17 protein-coding genes and 1 pseudogene are annotated in these 20,198 nt (G+C 73.8%); 8 read left to right on the top strand and 10 right to left on the bottom strand.

Going from position 1 to position 20,198, the window contains the following annotated elements:
* Positions 1-239: 239 nt before the first annotated feature.
* The 5 genes from AC0682_RS12720 (at position 240) to AC0682_RS12740 (ending at position 4,650) form a co-directional block, all read left to right on the top strand.
* Positions 240-740 carry an ATP-binding protein gene (locus AC0682_RS12720; RefSeq protein WP_478532696.1) on the top strand — a complete coding sequence of 167 codons (501 nt, stop codon included), beginning with the start codon at positions 240-242 and terminating at the stop codon, positions 738-740.
* A 94-nt stretch (positions 741-834) separates the two neighbouring features.
* A complete protein-coding gene (locus AC0682_RS12725) occupies positions 835-1,323 on the top strand; it encodes a hypothetical protein (RefSeq protein WP_478532698.1) in 489 nt (162 codons plus the stop codon).
* Complete coding sequence (locus AC0682_RS12730; protein WP_478532699.1) at positions 1,320-1,586, top strand: DUF4235 domain-containing protein; 267 nt, start codon at positions 1,320-1,322, stop codon at positions 1,584-1,586. The genes AC0682_RS12725 and AC0682_RS12730 overlap by 4 nt, the downstream gene beginning before the upstream one ends.
* 546 nt (positions 1,587-2,132) lie before the next feature.
* Positions 2,133-4,073, top strand: coding sequence for a P-loop ATPase, Sll1717 family (locus AC0682_RS12735; RefSeq protein WP_478532700.1), 1,941 nt, complete (start codon positions 2,133-2,135; stop codon positions 4,071-4,073).
* A 73-nt stretch (positions 4,074-4,146) separates the two neighbouring features.
* Positions 4,147-4,650 carry a GNAT family N-acetyltransferase gene (locus tag AC0682_RS12740; protein ID WP_478532702.1) on the top strand — a complete coding sequence of 168 codons (504 nt, stop codon included), beginning with the start codon at positions 4,147-4,149 and terminating at the stop codon, positions 4,648-4,650.
* Between the two features lie 396 nt (positions 4,651-5,046).
* Here AC0682_RS12740 and AC0682_RS12745 read toward each other — a convergent pair whose 3' ends face one another.
* Both AC0682_RS12745 and AC0682_RS12750 read right to left on the bottom strand, forming a co-directional pair.
* Positions 5,047-5,214 (bottom strand): hypothetical protein, encoded by a 168-nt coding sequence (locus AC0682_RS12745; protein WP_478532704.1) that lies wholly within the window; start codon positions 5,212-5,214, stop codon positions 5,047-5,049.
* 3 nt (positions 5,215-5,217) lie between these two features.
* On the bottom strand, positions 5,218-7,707 hold the full coding sequence (locus AC0682_RS12750; RefSeq protein WP_478532705.1) for an ATP-dependent Clp protease ATP-binding subunit: 2,490 nt from the start codon (positions 7,705-7,707) through the stop codon (positions 5,218-5,220).
* A 272-nt stretch (positions 7,708-7,979) separates the two neighbouring features.
* On the opposite strand from AC0682_RS12750, the gene AC0682_RS12755 reads away from it, so the two are divergent.
* Entirely contained in the window at positions 7,980-8,831 is an 852-nt protein-coding gene (locus tag AC0682_RS12755) for a hypothetical protein (RefSeq protein ID WP_478532706.1), read from the top strand.
* 115 nt (positions 8,832-8,946) lie between these two features.
* Here the strand turns inward: AC0682_RS12755 and AC0682_RS12760 are convergent, their stop codons facing one another.
* The gene (locus tag AC0682_RS12760) at positions 8,947-9,918 is read right to left on the bottom strand and encodes an oxygenase MpaB family protein (RefSeq protein WP_478532840.1); all 972 of its coding nucleotides are present in this window, start codon (positions 9,916-9,918) and stop codon (positions 8,947-8,949) included.
* 93 nt (positions 9,919-10,011) lie between these two features.
* Between AC0682_RS12760 and AC0682_RS12765 the strand changes: the two genes are divergently transcribed.
* A complete protein-coding gene (locus tag AC0682_RS12765) occupies positions 10,012-10,614 on the top strand; it encodes a TetR/AcrR family transcriptional regulator (protein ID WP_478532707.1) in 603 nt (200 codons plus the stop codon).
* A 28-nt stretch (positions 10,615-10,642) separates the two neighbouring features.
* Here AC0682_RS12765 and AC0682_RS12770 read toward each other — a convergent pair whose 3' ends face one another.
* The 5 genes and pseudogenes from AC0682_RS12770 to AC0682_RS12790 form a co-directional block, all read right to left on the bottom strand.
* Positions 10,643-12,604, bottom strand: coding sequence for an acyl-CoA dehydrogenase family protein (locus AC0682_RS12770; protein WP_478532709.1), 1,962 nt, complete (start codon positions 12,602-12,604; stop codon positions 10,643-10,645).
* 70 nt (positions 12,605-12,674) lie between these two features.
* Positions 12,675-13,319: pseudogene (locus AC0682_RS12775) on the bottom strand (alpha/beta fold hydrolase); the annotation flags it as partial.
* 50 nt (positions 13,320-13,369) lie between these two features.
* Positions 13,370-14,665, bottom strand: coding sequence for a pyroglutamyl-peptidase I (locus AC0682_RS12780; RefSeq protein WP_478532711.1), 1,296 nt, complete (start codon positions 14,663-14,665; stop codon positions 13,370-13,372).
* Positions 14,666-14,759: 94 nt separating this feature from the next.
* Positions 14,760-15,224 carry an LIC_13387 family protein gene (locus tag AC0682_RS12785; RefSeq protein WP_478532712.1) on the bottom strand — a complete coding sequence of 155 codons (465 nt, stop codon included), beginning with the start codon at positions 15,222-15,224 and terminating at the stop codon, positions 14,760-14,762.
* Positions 15,221-16,552: an FAD-dependent monooxygenase gene (locus AC0682_RS12790; protein ID WP_478532713.1), complete on the bottom strand. Its 1,332-nt coding sequence runs from the start codon at positions 16,550-16,552 to the stop codon at positions 15,221-15,223. Before AC0682_RS12790 ends, AC0682_RS12785 begins: the two co-directional genes overlap by 4 nt.
* Positions 16,553-16,631: 79 nt before the next feature.
* On the opposite strand from AC0682_RS12790, the gene AC0682_RS12795 reads away from it, so the two are divergent.
* Positions 16,632-17,222, top strand: a complete 591-nt coding sequence (locus AC0682_RS12795; protein WP_478532715.1) for a TetR/AcrR family transcriptional regulator — start codon at positions 16,632-16,634, stop codon at positions 17,220-17,222.
* Positions 17,223-17,668: 446 nt separating this feature from the next.
* Here the strand turns inward: AC0682_RS12795 and AC0682_RS12800 are convergent, their stop codons facing one another.
* Positions 17,669-18,073 (bottom strand): FKBP-type peptidyl-prolyl cis-trans isomerase, encoded by a 405-nt coding sequence (locus AC0682_RS12800; RefSeq protein ID WP_478532716.1) that lies wholly within the window; start codon positions 18,071-18,073, stop codon positions 17,669-17,671.
* Between the two features lie 240 nt (positions 18,074-18,313).
* Complete coding sequence (locus AC0682_RS12805) at positions 18,314-19,909, bottom strand: sigma-70 family RNA polymerase sigma factor (RefSeq protein ID WP_478532717.1); 1,596 nt, start codon at positions 19,907-19,909, stop codon at positions 18,314-18,316.
* Positions 19,910-20,198: the final 289 nt, after the last annotated feature.

The raw sequence follows: 20,198 nt of genomic DNA on the forward strand, positions 1-20,198 counted from the left end.
ACGCCCCCCCACCCCCCCCCCCCCCCCCCCCCCCCCCCCCCCCCCCCCCCCCCCCCCCGCACCCCCCCCCCCCCCCCCCCCCCCCCCCCCCCACGCCCCCCCCCCCCCCCCCCCGGGACCGTTGGGCTCCGCTGCCTTTCCCCGCACGGACCGGGAGTGAACGGCGCGGCAGCGGGTAGGCGGGTGACGTTTGCGGGCCGTGCGCTGCGGTCCATCCGACGGGGGACATGGAGCACCACGTGGAACTGTTGACGACGGATCGAGGGACCGGCCGGGACCGGTGCGCGGCGAGCACGGACACGGTCCCGGTGCTGGGCAGTGCCGCGTACGACATGGGTTCGGGAGAGATCGCCCGCGCCCGGGCCTTCGTACGCGAGTTCCTGACCGGCGTGCGGTCGCGGCACGGCATGGACGTCTCCGAGCGGGCGATGGACCTCGCGCAGCTGGTGGTGAGCGAGCTGGCCACGAACGTCTGCAAGTACGCGCCGGGCCCGTGTCTGCTCGACCTCGAAGCGGGCGACACCGTCCTGGACATCACGATGTGGGACACCGGTTCGGTGCTGCCCACCGCCCGCCCGGCCGACCCCACGCGCGCCGAGCAGCACGGTCTGGAGATCGTTCTCGCGGTCTGCGAGAGCTTCGAGGTGTGCCGCGAACCGGTGGGCAAGCGCATCCGCGTTCGGATCTCCCTGCTCGACGTCCCCCGGTCCGGCGGTCCGGCGGGCTCCGGGGCCTGGTAGCGCTCCCCCGGCCGGTCAGGGGGATGCCCGCGCGGATGCCGGGTAGCCGGGCGGCGAGGGCATACCCGACCGAGGTCAAGGAGAGGGCTCACCGATGAGCGACGCATCACAGAGGCAGCTGGGCACCCCCGCCCCCGACGAGCTGCGCGAGCAGGTCGAGCGGGCGCACGAGGGACTCGGGGGGACCCCTGGGGCGCCGACCCACGAGGGAGACCTCACGGCGCAGGCGAAGGGGGCGGCCGCGGTGGTACGCGAACAGGCCGCGGCCGTCAGGGAACAGGCCGCCGAGAAGGCCGCCGTCGCCTCCGGCCGACTCCGCGAGAAGACGGAGCAGGCGGCCCGGGTGGTGAAGGACCGGACGCCGGTGGCCGTACGGGAGAAGGCGGCGCAGGCAGCCGCGCAGGTGCGCGGCGGGACGGAGCAGGCCCGGCGGTACGCGGCGGACCGTACGCCCGACCCGCTGCTGGAGAGGACGGACAGGGCCGCGACGGCCGCCCGCGCCAACCGTGCCCCGCTCCTGGCGGGTGGTGCGCTGCTGGTCGCCTTCCTGCTGATCCGCCGTAGCCGCGGGCGCAACCGATGAAGGCGTCCACCATCGCCTACAGGCCGGTGGGGCTGGTCCTGGGTGCGGTGAGCGGGATGGTCGCGGGCGCCGCGTTCAGGCAGGTCTGGAAGCTCGTCGAGGCCGAGGGCGACGCCCCCGACGCCCTGGACGAGGACCGCCCCTGGGGGCAGATCCTCCTCGCCGCCGCCCTCCAGGGGGCGGTCTTCGCCGTGGTCAAGGCCACGGTCGAACGCTCGGGCGCCCAGGTGACCCGGCGCCTCACGGGCACCTGGCCGGCCTGAGCCCGCCGGTCGCCCGACCGGCCCCGGCCCTCCCGCGGCGATGCGGCCCTCCCACCGAGGGACCGGCCCCGCCCGGCCGGGGCGTCGGGCCACCCGTCCGCCCGGTACGACCGGTCCTGTACGGAGGGCCGCCCGGGCGAGGTCGTACCGCAGGGACTGTACGTGCGGGGCCCTACAGGCAGAGTCGTGCGGGCGAACCAGGACGCCGCCCCCGGTCACCCGGCCGCCCCCCGGTCCGGGCGGACGGAGACGGCTTCTGTCACCTGGTCGCCCCTGCGGACCGGGAGGACGGGCGGACAGGCCGACGGGCCGACGGGCCGACGGGCCGACGGGCCGACGGGCCGACGGGCCGACGGGGACACCCGAAATCACCCGGCAGCCCCCTCGGACCGCCCGCCGCCGTCGTAGAGTTGGGCCGCACCACGCACACCGCCCGACCACTCCGCCGGCCGGGCCGACCGCAGCCCCACCGGGGAGGCCCCCGGGGCAGGCGGGCCCGTGCGCCCCGGGCCGGCGGGCGCGACGCCAGGCGCACAGGGGGAGAGCTTGCAGCACGCACACCGGCCGGTCGACCGCCTCTTCTTCGGCCGTGACGACGCGGAGACGGACTTCTCCAACGGCCTGCTCCGGCGCGGTTTCCAGCCCACGTACGCCTACGAAGCCGCCCTGACCGGCCGCAAGTCCCTCGTCATCGGGCGCAAGGGGTCCGGCAAGAGCGCCATCTGCGCCCATCTCGCCCAGGGCGCCTACCCGGGTGAGACCGCGCTGATCACCCCGGACGACGCGGCGGGCGACGAGATCCGCCGCTTCGAGCTCCAGGGCCTCACGGCGGACACCGCCAAGTCCCTGATCTGGCGGTACATCTTCGCGGTGCACGCCGCGCGCTATGTCACCGACCATGCCCGCCTCGTCCACGGCGGCCTCCGGACACCGGCCCCGGTCCGCGCGCTGCGCGGTTTCCTGGCCGCGAACGACGAGTCCGGGGACGCGAAGCTGACCGAGAGGCTGCGGCGCGGCGCGCGCGGGCTCCAGTCGGCATCGCTGTCCCTCAAGGCCTTCGGTGTCGAGGCGACGGCTTCCGCCGAGGGTGGACAGCAAGAGGCGTTCTCCGAAGGCGCGCGTGCGGCACGGCAGTTGGACACGCTGGAGGCCGGTGTGAAGGCGGCCTTCGACACACTCCGCTGCGCCGACGAGCATGAGCCGCTGCTGATTCTCGTCGACCAGTTGGAGCAGGTCTGGCGGCTGGACACCGAGAGCCATGCGCTGGTCACCGGTCTGTTGCTCGCGGCCAAGTACGTGACGGGACACTATGAACGCGCGGTGCGCTGCGTGCTGTTCGTGCGGGCCGACATCTACGATTCGCTCAACTTCGCCGACGGCGACAAGTTCCGCAGTGACGAGGTCCACATCATGTGGACTCCGGACGCCCTCAAGGACCTGGCTCTGGCGCGGGCCCGGATCTCGCTCGACCGGCCGCTCGGCCACGAACAGCTCTGGGGGGCCGTCTTCCCCTCCACCGTACGCGGGGAGCCCACCCCCGAGTACCTGGCGCGCCGCTCTCTCGCCCGCCCCCGCGACGCCATTCAGTTCCTGACCCTGTGCCGGGACACCGCCGAGCGGCGGGGTCACGGCACCGTGTACGAGGACGACGTCCTGGAGGCGACCGAGCTGTTCTCCCGCTGGAAGCTGAGCGATCTCGCCAAGGAGTACAACGTCGGCTTTCCCTTCCTGCGCCCGGTGTTCGCGCTCTTCGAGAACAGCGGATACGTGGTGCGGCGGCATGAGCTGGAGGAGCGGTTCGAGCGGATTCGCGAGGCGCTCCTCGCCTCACACCCGTCCTACAGCGAGCAGCTCACGCATCAGGCGATCGTGGAGGCCCTGTTCGGTATCGGCTTCCTCGGGGTGCGGCGCGGCGACGGGGTCGTCCACGCGGGCGACTCGCCCCTTCCGGTCCAGGCCTACGAGAACGAGCTGCATGTGCATCCTTGCTTCCGACCCGCCCTCAACTGCCTCACACGCAGAGGGCGGAGCGCCCTGAGCGTGTCCGGGGAGGACGCGGACGGCAGGGTGTCCGCCGCCGGCCACACCGACTTCCTGCGCGGCGTGACGACGACCGACGCCGCGTTGGGGGTGAACCTCTCCGTGCGCCTGCTCGACGAACTGGCCGGCTCCTGCGAGCGCGTCCTGCGGCAGTTCGACCGCTCGGCGCTGCCCGCCGCTGTCCGGCAGGAGATGTCCGGCCTGGTCGAGGCGGCGCTCGGGCACGCGAACCTCCTGCGCGACAGCGTCGTACCGACGGACAGGGGGCACGCCCGGTCCCATGTCCTGTCAGGCGCCTACTTGTTCAGGGTGCTGGGGCGCCAGGTCGCGGATGAGGGGTTCCCGGACGATCCCGTCCGTCTGCGCCTCGACGACGAGGCGCGGGCGCTGGACCGGGTGCTGGGCGGGGCGGTGGGCGGCGGTGCCGGGTCGGGGTCGTCGGGATAGCCGCCGGGGGGCTACGGACCGCCGCGGTCGGCCCGGTAGCGGTCAGCGGTGGCCCGTGGGGCAGGCTGGGGGCATGTCGACCTACGAGACGATGGCGTTCCACTTGAAGACCGAGCGGCTGATCCTGCGGCCGTGGGCCGAGTCCGACGCCCCCGCGTTCCGCGACCTCCTCGCCGAACGCGGCACGGGTACGCACACGGTGGACTATGTCCGTACCGCCATCGCGGACTTGCTCGCCGCGACGGAGAGGACGGGGATCGCGCTGCTGCCCGTCCAGCGCCGGGTCGAGGGCGACTTCATCGGCTACTGCGGGCTGATCATCGGCCGCACCACCCTGGAGGAGCCCGAGATCGCCTACGAGTTGTTCCGCCGCGCGCACGGGCAGGGGTACGCCACGGAGGCGGCCGGGGCGGTGGTGGGCGCGGCGGCGGCGACCGGCCGGAAGCGGCTCTGGGCGACCGTCGGCACCTGGAACGCCCCCTCGCTCCGCGTCCTGGAGAAGCTGGGGTTCGAGCGGGACCGCGTCTCCACAGAGGAGAATGGCGAAGTGGCCTGGCTCACACGCACATTGCCGTGACGGGCGGCCCTGCCTCCACCGCGTACGCCACCGGCCCGGCACGGGTAGGGACGCACACGCTCCCGGCACTTCGGGTGGCCGCTCGCGGCGGGGCGTCCGCCGCCCGGCGCCCCGCCGCGCGCGGCCACCGGGTCACCGTGCTGGAGCTGTTCGGGCCCCGCCACGTCCGGGGCAGCTCGTACGAGGTCTCCCGGATCTTCCGGGTGGTGTATGCGGGGCCCTCGTACACCGAACCGGCCCTACGGGCGCCGCCCCTGTGGCGGCGGCTGGAGGAGAAGCCCTGGTCGAGGACGCACCGGGTCTGCCCCGATCCGCCCTCGACCGGACGGCCCCCGCCACCTGATGCCGCTTCCGGGCGGACCGTCGTACCCGGCAGGTGGTCGGCCCGCCGGTCCTCTAGCCGGCCCGGCTGCCGTCCTCCGGCGGGCGGCGTACCTCCTCGCGGTCCTTCTCCAGCCGCTCGTCGAGCTTCTCCTCGTCAGGGCGGCGGGGCATGCCTCGGCTGTGGCCGGTGTCGGGGTCGCCCTCGACCTCTTCGTTGGACTTGTGGTGGTGATGGGACATGGTTCACTCCTTGTTCGTGCGGATCGTGCAGTGGAGGGAGTCGTCCTTCACATCGGCGACGATCGTGTCACCGGGCTCGGCCTCGCCGCCGAGGAGCAGGGAGGCGACGCGGTTGTCCAGTTCCGTCTGGATGGTGCGGCGCAGCGGACGGGCGCCGTACGCGGGCTGGTGACCGTGGGCCACCAGCAGCTTCTTCGCCGCCTCGGTGACCTCCAGCGTCAGCCCCTGCGCGTGGACGCGGTGCCTGCTGCGGTCGAGCAGACGCTCGACGATCTCGGAGAGGTCGTCCTCGGTGAGGCTGTGGAAGACGATGATGTCGTCGATGCGGTTGAGGAACTCCGGCAGGAACCGTCCCCGCAGGTCCTCCATCAGCTCGTCCTTCAACTCGGCGGCATCCCCCTCGTGGGCGAGGATGCGGTGGGCGCCGATGTTGGACGTCATGATGACGACGCAGTGGCGGAAGTCGACCGTGCGGCCCTGCCCGTCCGTGAGACGGCCGTCGTCGAGGATCTGGAGCAGCGTGTTGAAGACGTCGGGGTGGGCCTTCTCCACCTCGTCGAAGAGCACCACGCTGTAGGGTCGGCGGCGCACCTTCTCCGTCAGCTGGCCGGCCTCCTCGTACCCGACGTAGCCGGGAGGTGCTCCGACGAGCCGGGCGACCGTGTGCTTCTCCTGGAACTCGCTCATGTCGAACCGGATCATCCGGTCCTCGTCGCCGAAGAGCAGTTCGGCGAGGGTCTTGGCCAGCTCGGTCTTGCCCACGCCGGTGGGGCCGAGGAAGAGGAACGAGCCGACGGGCCGGTCGGGGTCGCCCATGCCCGCGCGGTTGCGGCGTACGGCCTCGGAGACCGCGGTGACGGCCTCGTCCTGGCCGACGATCCGGGCGTGCATCTCCTCCTCCAGCTTGAGGAGCCGCTCCTTCTCGCCCGCGGTGAGCTGGGCGACCGGGATGCCTGTACGGCGGGAGACGACGTCCGCGATGTCAGAGGCCGTCACGGAGACGACGCCCTCGCGGCGTTCCTCGATGCCCGCGAGTTCGCCCTCCACCTCCGCGATCTGCTCCTTCAGCTCCTTGGCCCGCCCGAACTCCTCGGCGGCCACGGCCTGGTCCTTCTCCCGGCGCAGCTTCGCGAGGCGGTCCTCCCGGCTGACGACCTCGGTGGAGCGGTTGGCGCTGCGCAGCCGTACGCGGGCACCGGCCTGGTCCATCAGGTCGATGGCCTTGTCGGGCAGGAAGCGGTCGGAGATGTAGCGGTCGGACAGCTCGGCGGCCGACGTCAGGGCCCCGTCGGCGAAGCGGACCTGGTGGTGGGCCTCGTACGCGTCCCGCAGCCCTTCGAGGATCTGCACGGTCTCCTCGACGGTGGGCTCGGGGATCAGCACGGGCTGGAAGCGGCGCTCCAGGGCGGCGTCCTTCTCGACATGCTTGCGGTACTCGTCGATGGTCGTCGCGCCGACCACGTGCAGCTCGCCGCGGGCGAGGGCGGGTTTGAGCATGTTGCCCGCGTCCATCGAACCCTCGCCGGTCGCGCCCGCGCCGACGACGGTGTGGAGTTCGTCGATGAAGAGGACGACCTCGCCCTCGGCCCGCTGGACGTCCTCGATGACCTTCTTCAGCCGCTCCTCGAACTGGCCGCGGTACTGGGCTCCGGCCACCATGCCGGACAGGTCCAGCGAGACGACCCGCTTGTCCTTGAGGGTGTCCGGGACCTCGCCCGCGACGATGCGCTGGGCGAGCCCCTCCACGATGGCGGTCTTGCCGACGCCCGGCTCCCCGATGAGCACGGGGTTGTTCTTGGAGCGCCGCGACAGGATCTCGATGGTCTGCTCGATCTCCTCGGCCCGGCCGACGACGGGGTCGAGCCTGCCCGCCCTGGCCTCCTCGGTCAGGTCCCGGCCGAACTCGTCCAGGGTGGTGGCCGGTTCCTTCGCCGCGGCGCCCGGGGCGCCCTGGCCCCCGGTCGCCCGGTCGGTCATGCCGCGCAGCTCGGAGACGTCCATGTCCTGGGCGCGCAGGAACCGGGAGGCGCCGGAGTCGGCGTCGCCCAGGAGTGCGCCGAGGATGTGCTCGGGCCCGATGTAGGAGACCTCGGCCGCCTGCGAGCGGGCGTGCGCCAGAGCCAGGGTCCGCTTGGCCGCCGGGGTGAGTCCGGGCTCGGAGGAGGGCTCCTGGGACTCCCGGGGCAGCACCTTGGCGATCCGGTCACCGAGCGCGTCGGGATCGACCCCGGCGCGGACGAGGAGCCTGCGGGTGGGCTCCACCTGGGTGGCGGCCCACAGCAGGTGCTCCGTGTCGAGGTCCGACGTACCGTCCTGGACCGCCCGGCCGGCGGCGGCGTCCAGCAGTTCCCGCGCCGGTTCCGTGAGGAGTCGGCCGATGGGCACACGCTGTACGGCGGGGGGCGAGGACGCCGGTGACATTCCGAAGAAGCGGTTGAGCAGATCGCTGAAGGGGTCCGGCGAACCGGACGGAGAACCGAAGGCCATCGACATGCCGGCTCCAGAGCAGCGGGTGCGGGGGGTCCCACCCACTCAAACCCGATGCTCCGCACTCCGCAAACGGTGGGGCGGGCAGCTCCCGGCCACGCGCCCCGGGACCCCTCGGGGCGCGCCTCCACGCCGCCGGACGCCGACCGGCCATGGCGACAGGTCGTCCGGTGCCCTCCGGTCGGCGTAGTGCCGGTGGCCGCTCCCCCGCGAGCCGCGGAGACTGCTGAACGGTACGCGTCGGCACCGTCGGCGGACCTGGCCTCACGGAAGGTGCCATGGCGGACGAGCCGGGCCCGAGCAGCGGCCGCACCGGACCGGATGGGGAGGAGCCGCCCCGGTCCGCCGACCGCAGGGGCGGACCCGGGCACACGGTCCTGCTGGCGCTGGTCCTCGCGGTTCCGGTGGCGAAGGTCGCGTACACGGTCGGGGGCGGTGGCGCCGCCCGTGACGTGTTCGTCGCCATGGAACCCTCGAACTGGCCGGACGTCCTGATCGGTATGGTCCTCACCGATCCGCTCCTCGCCTCCGTGCTGGCCGTCGTCGTCTCCCGGGTGGTGTTCGCCCTGTTCGCCGCGCGCGGCGCGGTACCGGTGGGAGGCGGTTTCCCCGCAGCTCTCCGACGGGCGGCGCTGACCGCCGCCAACCCGATCGCGGTGGGGGTGGTGGACGCGTGCTTCTTCGGCCCCTGGTGGGGGCTGGGCACCGGGCTGGCCGCGTACGCGCTGCGCAAGGGCGTCGTGGTGGAGTACCGCACCGGCCGCCGCCGTCCGCACGGACTCCGTGCCGGGCGGCCGACGGCGGCCGGGGCACACCGCGAGGGCGGCGGTCGGCCGTCCTCCGGGCTGCGTCGGGCGGCGGCCCTCGAACAGTGGGTGGCGCTGGGCCTGACCACCGTGGCGCTCCCCGTCCTGTGCTTCGTCTCGGCACTGGACGGGCGGGCATGGACCTCGATCGTCCGCTGCCAGGTCACCGACGGCACCCGGACCGAGAGCAACCGCCTGATCGAGCTGGGCCGCAAGGGCAGCGGAGTCGTGGGCTGGAACCTGGACACGGAGGAGATCTCCAGCGGTCTGGGGTGCACGGGCGAGGAGAGCCTGTACGTGCGTGAGCCGTGGTGGCGCGGATGAGAGGCCGTACCCCCGGCCCCCGGATGCGGGCCCCACTCGCACACGGAGACGCTGATCGCGGCAGCGGCACGCCTCTACAGGCCAGTGACCGGAAGCGGTCCGGCAGGGCCCGCTGTCACCTCCCCGGTACGTAGTGCTGCCGAAGCCCCCGCCGCTCCTGCGGCGGCAGGTTGCGGGCGGGGGTCTCCACCGGGCCGGGCACCGGGCGGCCCCGCTCGCGGTCCCACCCCGCACGGGCGCGCGGGTGGAAGCGGTACCGCTCGGGAACCCACCGCCAGACGCGGTGCACCAGCCGCCCCAGCACGCGCAGGAGCCGTTCGTCGCGGGGCGTCCACCGCAGCCCGAGGTGGTCCCGTACGGTCTGGGGGTACAGGCCGACCGTGATCCACAGCGCCAGCCGGACCATCGGGGCCCGGAGAGCGGCCCACAGCGGCTTCGGCAGTCGGCGCAGGAGGGGCGGCCGGGCGATCCGGCGCATGTTCAGGACGTCCCGGGTCGGCCGGTTGTCCTCCAGGACGTCGGCGCACATGTGGTCCCAGTACCGCTGGAACTCCTCCCAGCTGCCGGGGACGGGCTTCATGGAGAGCCCGTACAGCGCGTACCAGCGGACGTGCTCGTCGAAGAGCGTGTGCCGCTGCGCCTCCGTGAGGCCGCCGCCGAAGTACTCGGCCACCCGCACGGTCAGCATGAAGAACGTGGCGTGCGCCCAGTAGAACGTCCCCGGGTTCAGCGCGTGGTACGGGCGGCCGTACTCGTCGACCCCGCGGATCGAGGCGTGGTAGCCGCGTACTTCACGGGCCGTACGGGCGGCGAGCGGGCCGTCGTACACGACTCCGCCGATGGGGTAGAGCGAGCGGAAGAGGCGCTCCCACCGCTCCTCGAAGAAGCGCGAGTGCGCGGCGACGCCCGCGCCCAGCTCGGGGTGCATGTTCTGCATCGACCCGGCCCAGGGGGCGAGGAGCAGCCCTCTCCAGTCGCCGAACCAGCGCCAGGTGAGGGAGTCGGGGCCGAGGGGGTCGACGGTTCGAGGTCCGGTCGGCGGCGGACCACCCGGGTCACGGGCTGGTGGTTCCACGTGCGCCTCCATTTCTGAGGACACCTGTCATCACCTGGAACGGTAGAATGTGAGGACGTATGTCGTCAATGGGTGGGCAGGCAACGGCGCGGAGGGGAAAGCGAGTTGGCCGAGCGGAGCTGGGGCGGGACCACGCTCGCCGATCGTCGCGCGGCCCGTCGGCAGGCGCTGCTGGACACCGCCGAGCGTCTGGCCGGGGAGGAGGGGTGCGCGGCCGTCACAGTCCGCTCCGTCTGCAGACGGGCGCGGCTGACGGACCGCTACTTCTACGAGAGCTTCGCCGGGCGGGACGAGCTGCTCCTGGCCGCCTTCGAGCGGGTGGCCGACGAGGCCAGGAGGGCCCTGGAGGAGGCCGTGGCGGTGAGCGCCCCGCAGCCGGAGGTCCGGGCCCGGGCCGCCGTCTCCGCCTTCGTCGCCCTGGTCCTGGACTTCCCGCACAAGGGCAGGCTGCTGCTCCTGGAGCCCTTCGCGGACCCGGCTCTCGGTGCCCACAGCCACCGGCTCATGCCGGTCTTCACCGGTCTCGTAGGCGGTCAGCTCGCCGGTACGGGAGACGGCATCGACCGCCGCATGGCCGCCCACGCGCTGGTGGGCGGCCTGGCGAGCCTCTTCGGGGGGTGGCTGCACGGCACGCTCGACGTGCCGCGCGAGCGGCTGGAGGCGCACTGCGTGCGGCTGGTGCTGGCGGCGGCCTCACCCCGCGGGTAGCGGGCCGCGGGAGGCGGAGCGCGGCGGGTCAGCCCACCAGGTCGGGGGCACGCAGCATCTCGGCCGGAACGCCCCAGGCGTCGACGAGGTCGCCCGCGAGGGGCCGGACCTTGCGGCAGAGGTCGTTCACCTCGCGGGTGATCGCCTTGGAGCGCTGGACGGTGAGCCGGCCGTGCTCCATGAACCACGCCCGGTCCGCCTCGATCGTCGACAGGGCGAAGAGATCGCAGAGCAGGCCGAGCGCCACCTTGTTGCCGCCCTCGGGCAGCGTACGCGTCTTCTCGACGAACGCCTCCAGCACCAGCCGCTCGACGTGCGCGTGGGCGACGGCGATGACGTGGTCCTGCACCTCGGAGAAGACCGCGCCCGCGTCGCGCTTCCGGTCGATACCGCTCTTGAGCCTGCGGGCCACCCCGGCGAGCATGTGCTCCTCCCGGTAGCGGACCATGGCGAGCTGGTACTCCGAGTCGAGCAGGCCGGCCTCCTGGTCCCACTCGTCGCCGCCGGGCAGCAGATCCCGTACGCGTTCGAGCAGCTTGTGGGCCGACGTCTTCTCGATGACCGTCTCGACGGCGAGGTTGGTGACGTAGCGGACCATTCCGAGCTGGTCCAGGTCCTCGAAATCGCTCGCGTAGTCGGTGAGCAGTCCCTTGGCGACGAGCTGGAGCAGGACGTGGTTGTCGCCCTCGAAGGTGGTGAAGATGTCACTGTCGGCCTTGAGGGCGGCGAACCGGTTGACGGCGAGATAGCCGGCCCCGCCGCACGCCTCGCGACACTCCTGGATGGTCCGGGTGGCGTGCCAGGTGCCGAGCGCCTTGGTGCCGGCGGCCCGTGCCTCCAGCCGACGCCGGGCCTGCGGGTCGTCCTCCGCGCCGGAGAAGACGTCGTGCAGCTGCCGACGGACGACGTCCTGGGCGAAGTGCAGTGCGTAGGTACGGGCGATGAGCGGCAGCAGTCGGCGCTGATGCAGCCCGTAGTCCAGGAGCAGCTGTTCCTCCCCCTGGGGGTTCGCCGCGAACTGCCGCCGCCGCAGGGCGTACTTGGTGGCGACGGCGAGGGCGACCTTCGCCGTGCTCACCCCGGCCCCGCCGACGCTGACCCGGCCCTGCACCAGGGTGCCGAGCATGGTGAAGAAGCGGCGGTCGGGGTTGTCGATCGCGCTCTCGTAGACGCCTTCGGGGGTGACGTCGGCGAACCGGTTGAGCAGCGCCTCGCGGGGCACGCGCACCCCGTCGAAGCGGATGCGCCCGTTGTCCACGCCGTTGAGGCCCATCTTGCGGCCGTCGTCCTCGATGTCGACGCCGGGCGCCGCCTCGCCGTCGACCCGGATCGGTACGACGAAGGCGTGGACGCCCTCGCACGTACCGCCGACCTCCAGCTGGGCGAAGACGACGGCCAGCTCACCGTGGCGGGCGGCGTTGCCGATGTAGTCCTTGCGGGCCTGCTCGCCCTCGGTGGTGATGACGAACTCCCGCGTGGCGACGTCGTACCGCGCGACGGTGCCGAGCGCCTGCACGTTGGAGCCGTGCCCGGTCTCGGTCATCGCGAAGCAGCCCATCAGCTCCCCGGTGATCAGGCGGGGCAGATAGGCGTCATGGTGGCGTTCGGTGCCCAGGTGGAGGATCGCGCCGCCGAAGAGCCCGAACTGCACGCCGACCTTCACCAGCACCGACAGATCACCGAAGGCGAGCGTCTCGAAGGCGGCGATCGAGGCCCCGACGTCGCCGCCCCCGCCGTACGCCTTCGGGAAGCCCATGCCGGTCTGTCCCGTCGCCGCCATCCCGACCACCAGCTCGCGCACCCGCTCGCGGAACGCGTCGATGCCGAGTTCGTCGGCCTCCTCCAGGACGGAGGCGTACGTCACCAGGTTGGTGCGGACCAGGTCGCGGACCTCGGCGTACTCGCCGTCTAGCAGCCCGGTCAGGGCCGGGACGTCGAGCCGCGGCTGCACATATCCGTCGGGATCGGGTGCTGTTCTGTGAGTGGTCATATCCGTTCGCTACCCCGCCCGGGAACGATCACTCGGTCGGACGGGGCAGGTGGGCCGGGCGCGCTCCGGCTCACGGGGCGCCGTCGAGCACCTCGCGCAGCCGGTGGGCGAACTCGTCGGGCTTGCCGGGGTAGCCGAACTCCCCGTCCAGGAAGCCGCCGTGGTGGCTCGGGAACACGGTCGCCCGCTGCCCGAGGAGTGCGGCGGCGGCATCCGACGTACGCCCGGTCTGGACGGCCCGCGACTCCTCCCCCACGGCGATCACCACCCGGGTGGGCGCACCCGTGACGGCCTCGACGTCCGGGCGGTGGTCGCTGATCGCCCAGGACCGGTCGGAGAGCAGCGGGTCGTCCCGCGCCCCGTCGTCCTCGGTGGGCATCCCGAACGCGGCCGGGTCGGGGTCCGGCCGGGCGAAGTACGCGTCGGTGAACTCGCCGTCCCAGGAGGTCATGGCGATGAAGGCGGCCATCCCGGCGCCCCACCCGCGCTGCTCGTACGCCTCCCGGACGGCGGCGCGGGCCCGCACGGCGGCGGGGCCGTCCGGGGTGAGGGTGATGAGCGGCGGTTCGTGGGCGACCAGGACGGAGACATCGCCGGGGTGGCGTGCGATGAGCGCGAGCGCGGTGACCGCGCCACCGCTGCTGGCGAACATCTCGACCGGGCCGCCGCCGAGCACCCCGATCACGGCGTGCAGATCGTCTGTGGTGAGCGTGTGCGTCTTCATACCCGGGTGGACCGCCCCGGGCACGAATACTCATCGGTGGCTCATCCCCCCGAACCGGTCGCCCGGTCTCCGGGTGCCGCGCCCACCGCCGTCACCACCAGGGCCCGTACCTGGCGCACGATGTCCGCACGGTTGCGTTCGAACTCCGGGTCGGTGACGGTGCCCGTCGCCGGGTCCGTGTTGCCCGTGCCGAACTGGAGCACCGGTGTGTGCAGATGGCCACCGGGCAGCCGGGGCAGTCCCAGCCGGTCGCGCAGCAGGGTGGCCCGGTAGGCGATCTCGTTGGAGAGGTAGTCGCCGCCGCCACCGGCCCGTGCGGTCGAGCCCGGGGTGGGCCCGTTCGGCCTGGTCACCGGCTGGGTGGCGCCCGCCGGGATCTCGGTGACCTCGGTGTTGTCGTACACCGGGAAGCGGCCCGTGTCCGCCTCGGTGAGCAGGCGGTACGGGAGGGTGGTGGAGGTCCACTGCGGCTGCGAGGCGGGATCGGTGACGGGGACGGTCCCCGTTCGGGAGAGGTTCTCGTTGTCGGAGAAGCCGCCGCGCCAGGCGCCGTTGGTGCGCTCCACGTCGAACCGGCCCGGGCGGCCCTGGCTGACGGTGGTGAAGAGGTCCAGGTGGGGCAGGTGCCGGGCGAGGGCCCGCTCGACGGCCCCGTCGGCGAAGTCCGTCCAGCGGACCGGGAAGACCACGGTCTCGATCCGGGCAGGTCCCTGGGCGGTTCGCACCAGGGTGCCGTCCAGGGCGAGCACGCTCGCGCCCGAGGGGTTGCCGATCCGGACGTCCCGGTCCAGCGTGAACGGGTCGAAGCCCGTGACGAGGACCCGCTTCACCCCGGGCCCGGGGCGGCGGACGTCGTCCTGGCCGCGCGAGGCGGTCTCCAGAGCGGTGTGCAGGGCCGCGCGCCGCTGCTCGTCCAGGGCGAACCGGGGTGTCCACGTTCGGAGTTCGCCGCTGAGGGCGAGCCGGGCCCAGTACAGCGGCCGGTCGTCGCCCCGGCTCAGGTCTCCCCCGGCGGGGCCCCGCCCCTGGGCACGGTCCACGGCCCGCCGCCACAGCGCCGAGGCGTGGCGGGTGACCTCCCGCTCCGCCTGGGCGTAGCTGCGGGAGCCCTCCAGGGAGCGGGCGAAGCGCGGGGCGAGGGCGTCGAATCCGCTGCGCCGCAGGATCTCCCGCGGGGCGGCCCGGTCGAGTCGCCGCTCCTCGACGGTGGGCCGCTCGGTGACGCGTACGGCGTCGGCGGGGGCGGCCGTGGCGGGCAGGGTGGAGGCCGCGAGGGCGAGCGCGAGCGCCACGCCGCCGAGGCCGAACCGGGTGATTGCGGGGAACGGGTGCGTCACGGGGGCCCTTTCGGCAGGAACAGTCGGCCCGCAGTATCGCGGCACGACGGGCGGCGGCGCCATGGGGCGGGGTTCCCGGCCCGTACGTCGTAGGTCAGGCGGCGGCTCCTCTCCGCAGCGACAGGGCGAAAGCGCAGCTGGTGACGGTGAGGACCGCGATCGGCGGAACGGGCAGCAGGAGGAGCGCTGCCCCGAGGGCGGTCAGGGAGGCCACCAGGGGCACCCGGACGAAGGCGGTACGCCGTTGGACGAGGCCGGGGGCGTGACGGACGGCGGCGAGCATCAGCAGACCGCAGGTGACGGCGAAGAGGGCCATGGCGATGCTCATGCCGTGGGTGACATCGAGGGTGCTGCGTTCCAGGCCGAGCAGGGTGAAGGCGGACTCCCGCAGGGCGGTGTCGGCCGTACGCTGCTCGGGGGTCCGGGCGGCCGAGGCCATGACGGCGGAGAGGGCGAGGTGGCCGACTCCGAGGACGACGTATCCGTAGGCGCCGACCTTGAAGGGCCGTACGGCGCCGGCTCCGGCGGAGGTCCGGGCGGCGGGGGTCGCGGTGGTCACGGCTGCTGCTCCTCGATGTCGACGGACGGGCGGGCGGCTGGGGCGGGTGTCGGGGGCGGGGCGGATGCGGGTGCGGAGGGCGGGGCCGGGGCCGGGCCGGAACCCCGGGCCGGGCTCGCGGCGTGACGGGGCGCCGGGCCCGAACCGGTCGCCGGGGCCGGGTCGCGCGGGGGTTGCCAGCCCAGGAGCGTGTCCAGCCCTCGTGCCGTGACCGCCGAGGGCGTGGCCCGTACGGCCAAGTCGCGGACGGAGACGGCCAGGGGATGGGAGAGACGGGCGAGGGCGCCGATGCGCCGGGAGCGGCGGCTGATCCGGGTGGTGCGCCCGTGCCGGGCCTCCGTGTAGGCGGCGAGCGCGGCCGGTACGTCGGCGTCGCCCGCGAGGAGGTGTGCCAGGACCACCGCGTCCTCGATGGCCTGGCAGCCGCCCTGGCCCAGGTTGGGCGTCATCGCATGAGCGGCGTCGCCGAGCAGGGCCATGCGACCGGAGTGGAACCGGGGCGGGGGCGCGGCGAGTTCGTAGAGGTCGTGGTGGAGGATGCCGACGCGGCCGGGGCCGTGCCGCTCCGACCGCTCCAGTCGGTCCAACAGCGCGGGGATCGGATCGTGCCAGGCGCCGAAGCGCCGGATCAGCTCCGCGAGGTGGTCGGCCGGCCGCGTACCGGGGCCGGTGACGGCGGTCGCGTACACATAGACCCGGCCGTCGGCGAGGGGGACGATCCCGAACCGCTCCCCTCTCCCCCAGGTCTCGGCCGCGGGCAGCGCGGGCAGGCCGCCGCCGGACAGCACCGCCCGCCAGCCGGTCTCACCGGCGTAACGGGGGCCGGGGTGCCGGGGGAAGAGCTGCCCCCGGAGCACGCTTCGCAGCCCGTCGGCCGCCACGACGGCATCGGCACGCAGCTCCCCCTCCGTCGTACGCACCACCACCGCGCCCCCGGCGTCGTCCACGCCGCTCACCGAGACACCGAGGCGCAGGGCGCCGGGCGGCAGGGCGGTGGCAAGGGCGTCGATCAGGAAGCCGCGGTGCACGGCACGGGCGGGAAGCCCGTAGCGGGAGGCCACAGCTCCGGTCCGGCTCAGCCACGCACCGTCGGGGGTACGGAGCCCGAGTGCACCGGCCAGGGGCTCACCCTCCGAGACCGCGGGTCCCAGGCCGATCGAGTCCAGGGCACGCAGGGCGTTGGGGGCGAGCACGATGCCCGCGCCGGTCCCCGTGAGGGCGGGGGCCCGCTCGCACACGGTCACCCGCCATCCGCGACGGCTCAGCGCCACCGCAGCGGTCAGGCCCCCGATCCCGCCTCCGGCCACGACAGCACGACGAACACCCATAAGGACCGCCCTCCCCACACACGCCCTCTACACCTGTAGAGGGTCACGTTCCGCACTCTACAGCTATAGAGTGCGGAGCATGCCTGCCCCTCGCCCCGACCGCCGGGACCTGATCGCCGACACCGCCATCGCCACCGTGGCCGCCGCAGGCCTGCGGGGCCTGACCCATCGCGCGGTCGACACCGCGGCGGGGCTGCCCGCCGGCAGCACGTCGTACTACTTCCGCACGCGCTCCGCCCTGATCAGCGCCTGTTACCTCCGCCTGGCCACGCTGACGGTCGCCGATGTGGACCACTGGGAGGCTCGGCACGGCACCCCGGACCCGGACTCCGCCGCCGAAGCCCTCGCCGCACTGCTGCACCACTGGCTGACCACGGGACGCGACCGCCAACTGGCCCGTTTCGAGCTGAGCCTGGAGGCGGCCCGCCGCCCCGAACTCCGCGCGGACCTGGAGAGAGCCGGCCGCGCCGCACGCGCCAGGGCCGCCATGCTGCTGGCCTCGCTCGGCGCCCCCGACCCGGCACGGGCGGCGGACCTGCTCGTCGCCTGGACCGACGGCCTGCTGTACGACCGCCTCGCCGGAGCCCCGGCCGCCGGCCGCCCGGCGCCGGACCCGGCCGAACTGACCCTGGTCGTCAGGCGGATGCTCTCCGCCCTGCTCGCCCCCTGAGCCCCGAGAACGCGCCCCGTGCCGCCGCCCGCCACCCGGCCCCGACACCCGATGGCACGCGGTGGGTGTTGGTCTCCCGTACGACGTCGTCGGCGCGGGAGGAGTGCGAGGCCCATGACCCGAGCGGCCGGGCCGGGTGGACCGGAACCCGCGCCGGCTCCCGGGCCGGAACACAGCTCCCGAGCGTCCAAAGGCCTCCGAAGCGGGGCGAGCCGAGGGCAGGGCAGGGCAGGGGGGTTGCGGTGGTCAGCCCTCGTCAGCGAGCGGGCCGAATCCGCGACGCCGCGGGATCAGCCAGGCTTCCACGGCCGGGGTGAGATCGACGACCAGCCGCTCCCCCACACCGGAGGCCGTGGTGGCGTCCGGAGCGAGGTAGCCGAGGCCGCGCAGCTCAGGTCTTGGTGTACGGCTTCGCTCTCCTCGCCGCCGAGCCGACGCCGAGTCCGTCAGGCCCGGCCTCGCTCCGGCGGGCCTCCCACCACCGTGAGCAGGTCCACGACGAAGATCAGCGTCGAGCCCGCCGGGATCAGCGGAGAGGGTGACTGCTTGCCGTAGCCGAGACGCGGGGGGACGATGATCTCACGTCGCCCGCCGACCCTCATCCCCCTCACCCCCCGGTCCCAGCCCTTGATGGCCCTGCCACCCCCCACGGCGAACTTGAACGGCCGGTCCTGCTCCCAGGAGGAGTCGAACTCCCTCCCGGACGCGAACGTCACCCCTACGTAGTGCACCTGGACGACCGTGCCCGGCCGCGCCTCGGGCCCGTCCCCGACCACGAGGTCCCGGAGCGTCAGTTCGACGGGCGCAGCCCCTTCCGGAATCTCGATCACAGGCTTCGTCGGTTCGCTCATCACAGCCCCATCGCTCGCCACCGGCCTGCCTCGCACGGGCCGCCGGACACATGGACCTTCCATGCGGCAGGCGATCACGGTACGCGGGAGTTCCGCGGATCCTCGTGACAACCCGGGACGGTGTGGGACGGTCCGCACCAAGGGCGGAAAGTGCTGTGCCGGGCCCCGCAGTTCGGTCGTCCCGCGGAGGCGGCACCCGGCACGCTGCCCGGTGGGGAGCGGCGTGCGCGGAGGCAGCTCTCAGGGCTGGGCACCGCGCACGAGGAAGGATGCCTGCCCGGCGAACGCCCGTGTTCCGTCGGAGCCGTCGAGCCAGATCCCTCCGTCACGGTGGCGGAGGGCGGAGCCGGGATAGTTGTGCGCGTGCAGGGTCACCGAACCCGCCACCGACCCCGGGCGCGGGCAGAAGGTCGCGTCTTCGCGGAACAGATCGCTGCCGTCGTCGTTGCTGAGCCGCAGCCGGAGGTAGGAGTGGCGAAGGTACCGGCCGTCCGCGGCGCGGAAGGTGACGCACCGTGTGTCGGCCAGCCCCGCGATGACCGTGAAGGTGCTGCGGTTCCGGGTCTGCGCACCGCTGGACGCGGAGAGGGGACCGAGCGTCGCGTGGTCGCCGGCAAAGGTGACGAACAGCCCGGGTTCGTCCGCGGACTCCAGCGACCGCGCACCGAGCGGGACAGTGGCCGCGGCGGCGGACGGACTGGGGGTGGACGGCCCCGGGGTGGACGGGCCGGGGGTGGACGGGCCGGGGGTGGACGGGTCGTCCGACGTCGGGGGGCGCGACGGGGCCGGTGAGTCGGTGCCGGCCGTGGGGGCGGCGGTGACGGCGGATACCCGAGGCGCCGGTTCCGGCCAGGCCACGTAGGTGGCGGTTCCGGCGACGAGCGCCGCGCCGGCGGCGAGGCTCACCAGCGGGTGGGCGGTGATCGCCGTGAGTTTGCCGGCCGGTGCGGCGTGCAGGCCGCCTCCCCCCGTGGCGGTGCCTACGGCGACGTGAGCCGCGGCCGGCCCGGCGGCGACGGCGGTGGTACCCGGCAGCAGGCCCTTGGCGACGAGCGCGGCGACCAGTCCGGCCGGGACGGCCAGGGTCACGAGGCCGAGGGGGAGCAGTTCGGCCGGAACCCGTTCCGTCGCCGCCCCCGCGCAGACCGGGCAGTCACGCGTGTGCCGCGCCATGCGCTTACGCCACACCGATGCGCGCTGACCGTCCCAGCCGACGAGGACCTCGTCCAGTCGGGGACAGCGCGGGTCGGCCTCCAGCGCGGCGACGATCGTCCTGCACAGCTCCAACTGTTCGCGCATGCGCTGCAGACGTACTCCGACGTGGGCGACCGTGAGCCCCGTCGCGGCGGCGATGTCCTCACGGCTCAGCGAACCGGCGCACTCCTGCCACCAGAGCGAGAGGAGCACCCGATGGTCCGGATCGAGCCACCGGCCGGCTTCGACCACGCGGCGGCGCTCGTCGGAGACATGCAGCCGGAGGATCGCCGTGTCCACGGGTTCGGCGCCGGCATCCGGTATCCGGTGTGCCTCGTCGATGGCGGTGGTCCGGTCGGCGAGGGCCTTCTTCCGGTGCAGGTGGGTGGTGATCTGGCGCAGCGTGATCGCCACGAGCCAGGACCGGAAGCTCTCGGGGGTGCGCAGGGCAGGCAGGTCACGCACCACACGCAGCAGGGTCTCCTGGACGACGTCGTCGACGTCGGCGTGTCCGTTCAGCGCCCTCCCCACGACGTTGTAGACCAACGGCAGGTAAGCGGCGATCAGCTCCTCGCGCGCCCGGCCGTCGCCTGCCTGCGCCGCGACGACCAGCCCCGCGTGGTCCACGTCGATGAGCCCCATTCCCGCCTTCTCCAGGTGAACGGCCGCCCGGAGTACGGTGACCTGCCTCTGCGTCGGCAAAGAATACGACGTGGGACCGGGCCGGTCCGCCGGCGTCGCTCGGTGGGCGGCAGGCACGGGAGTCGGACCGGTCAGTGCCAGCAGGGTCCGCGCGTACGGGGGGGGGGGGGGGGGGGGGGGGGGGGGGGGGGGGGGGGGGGGGGGGGGGGGGGGGGGGGGGGGGGGGGGGGGGGGGGGGGGGGAGGGGGAAGGGGGGGGGGGGGGGCGGGGGGGGGGGGGGCCTCCACCT

This window comes from Streptomyces sp. NPDC043746, from assembly GCF_056436485.1.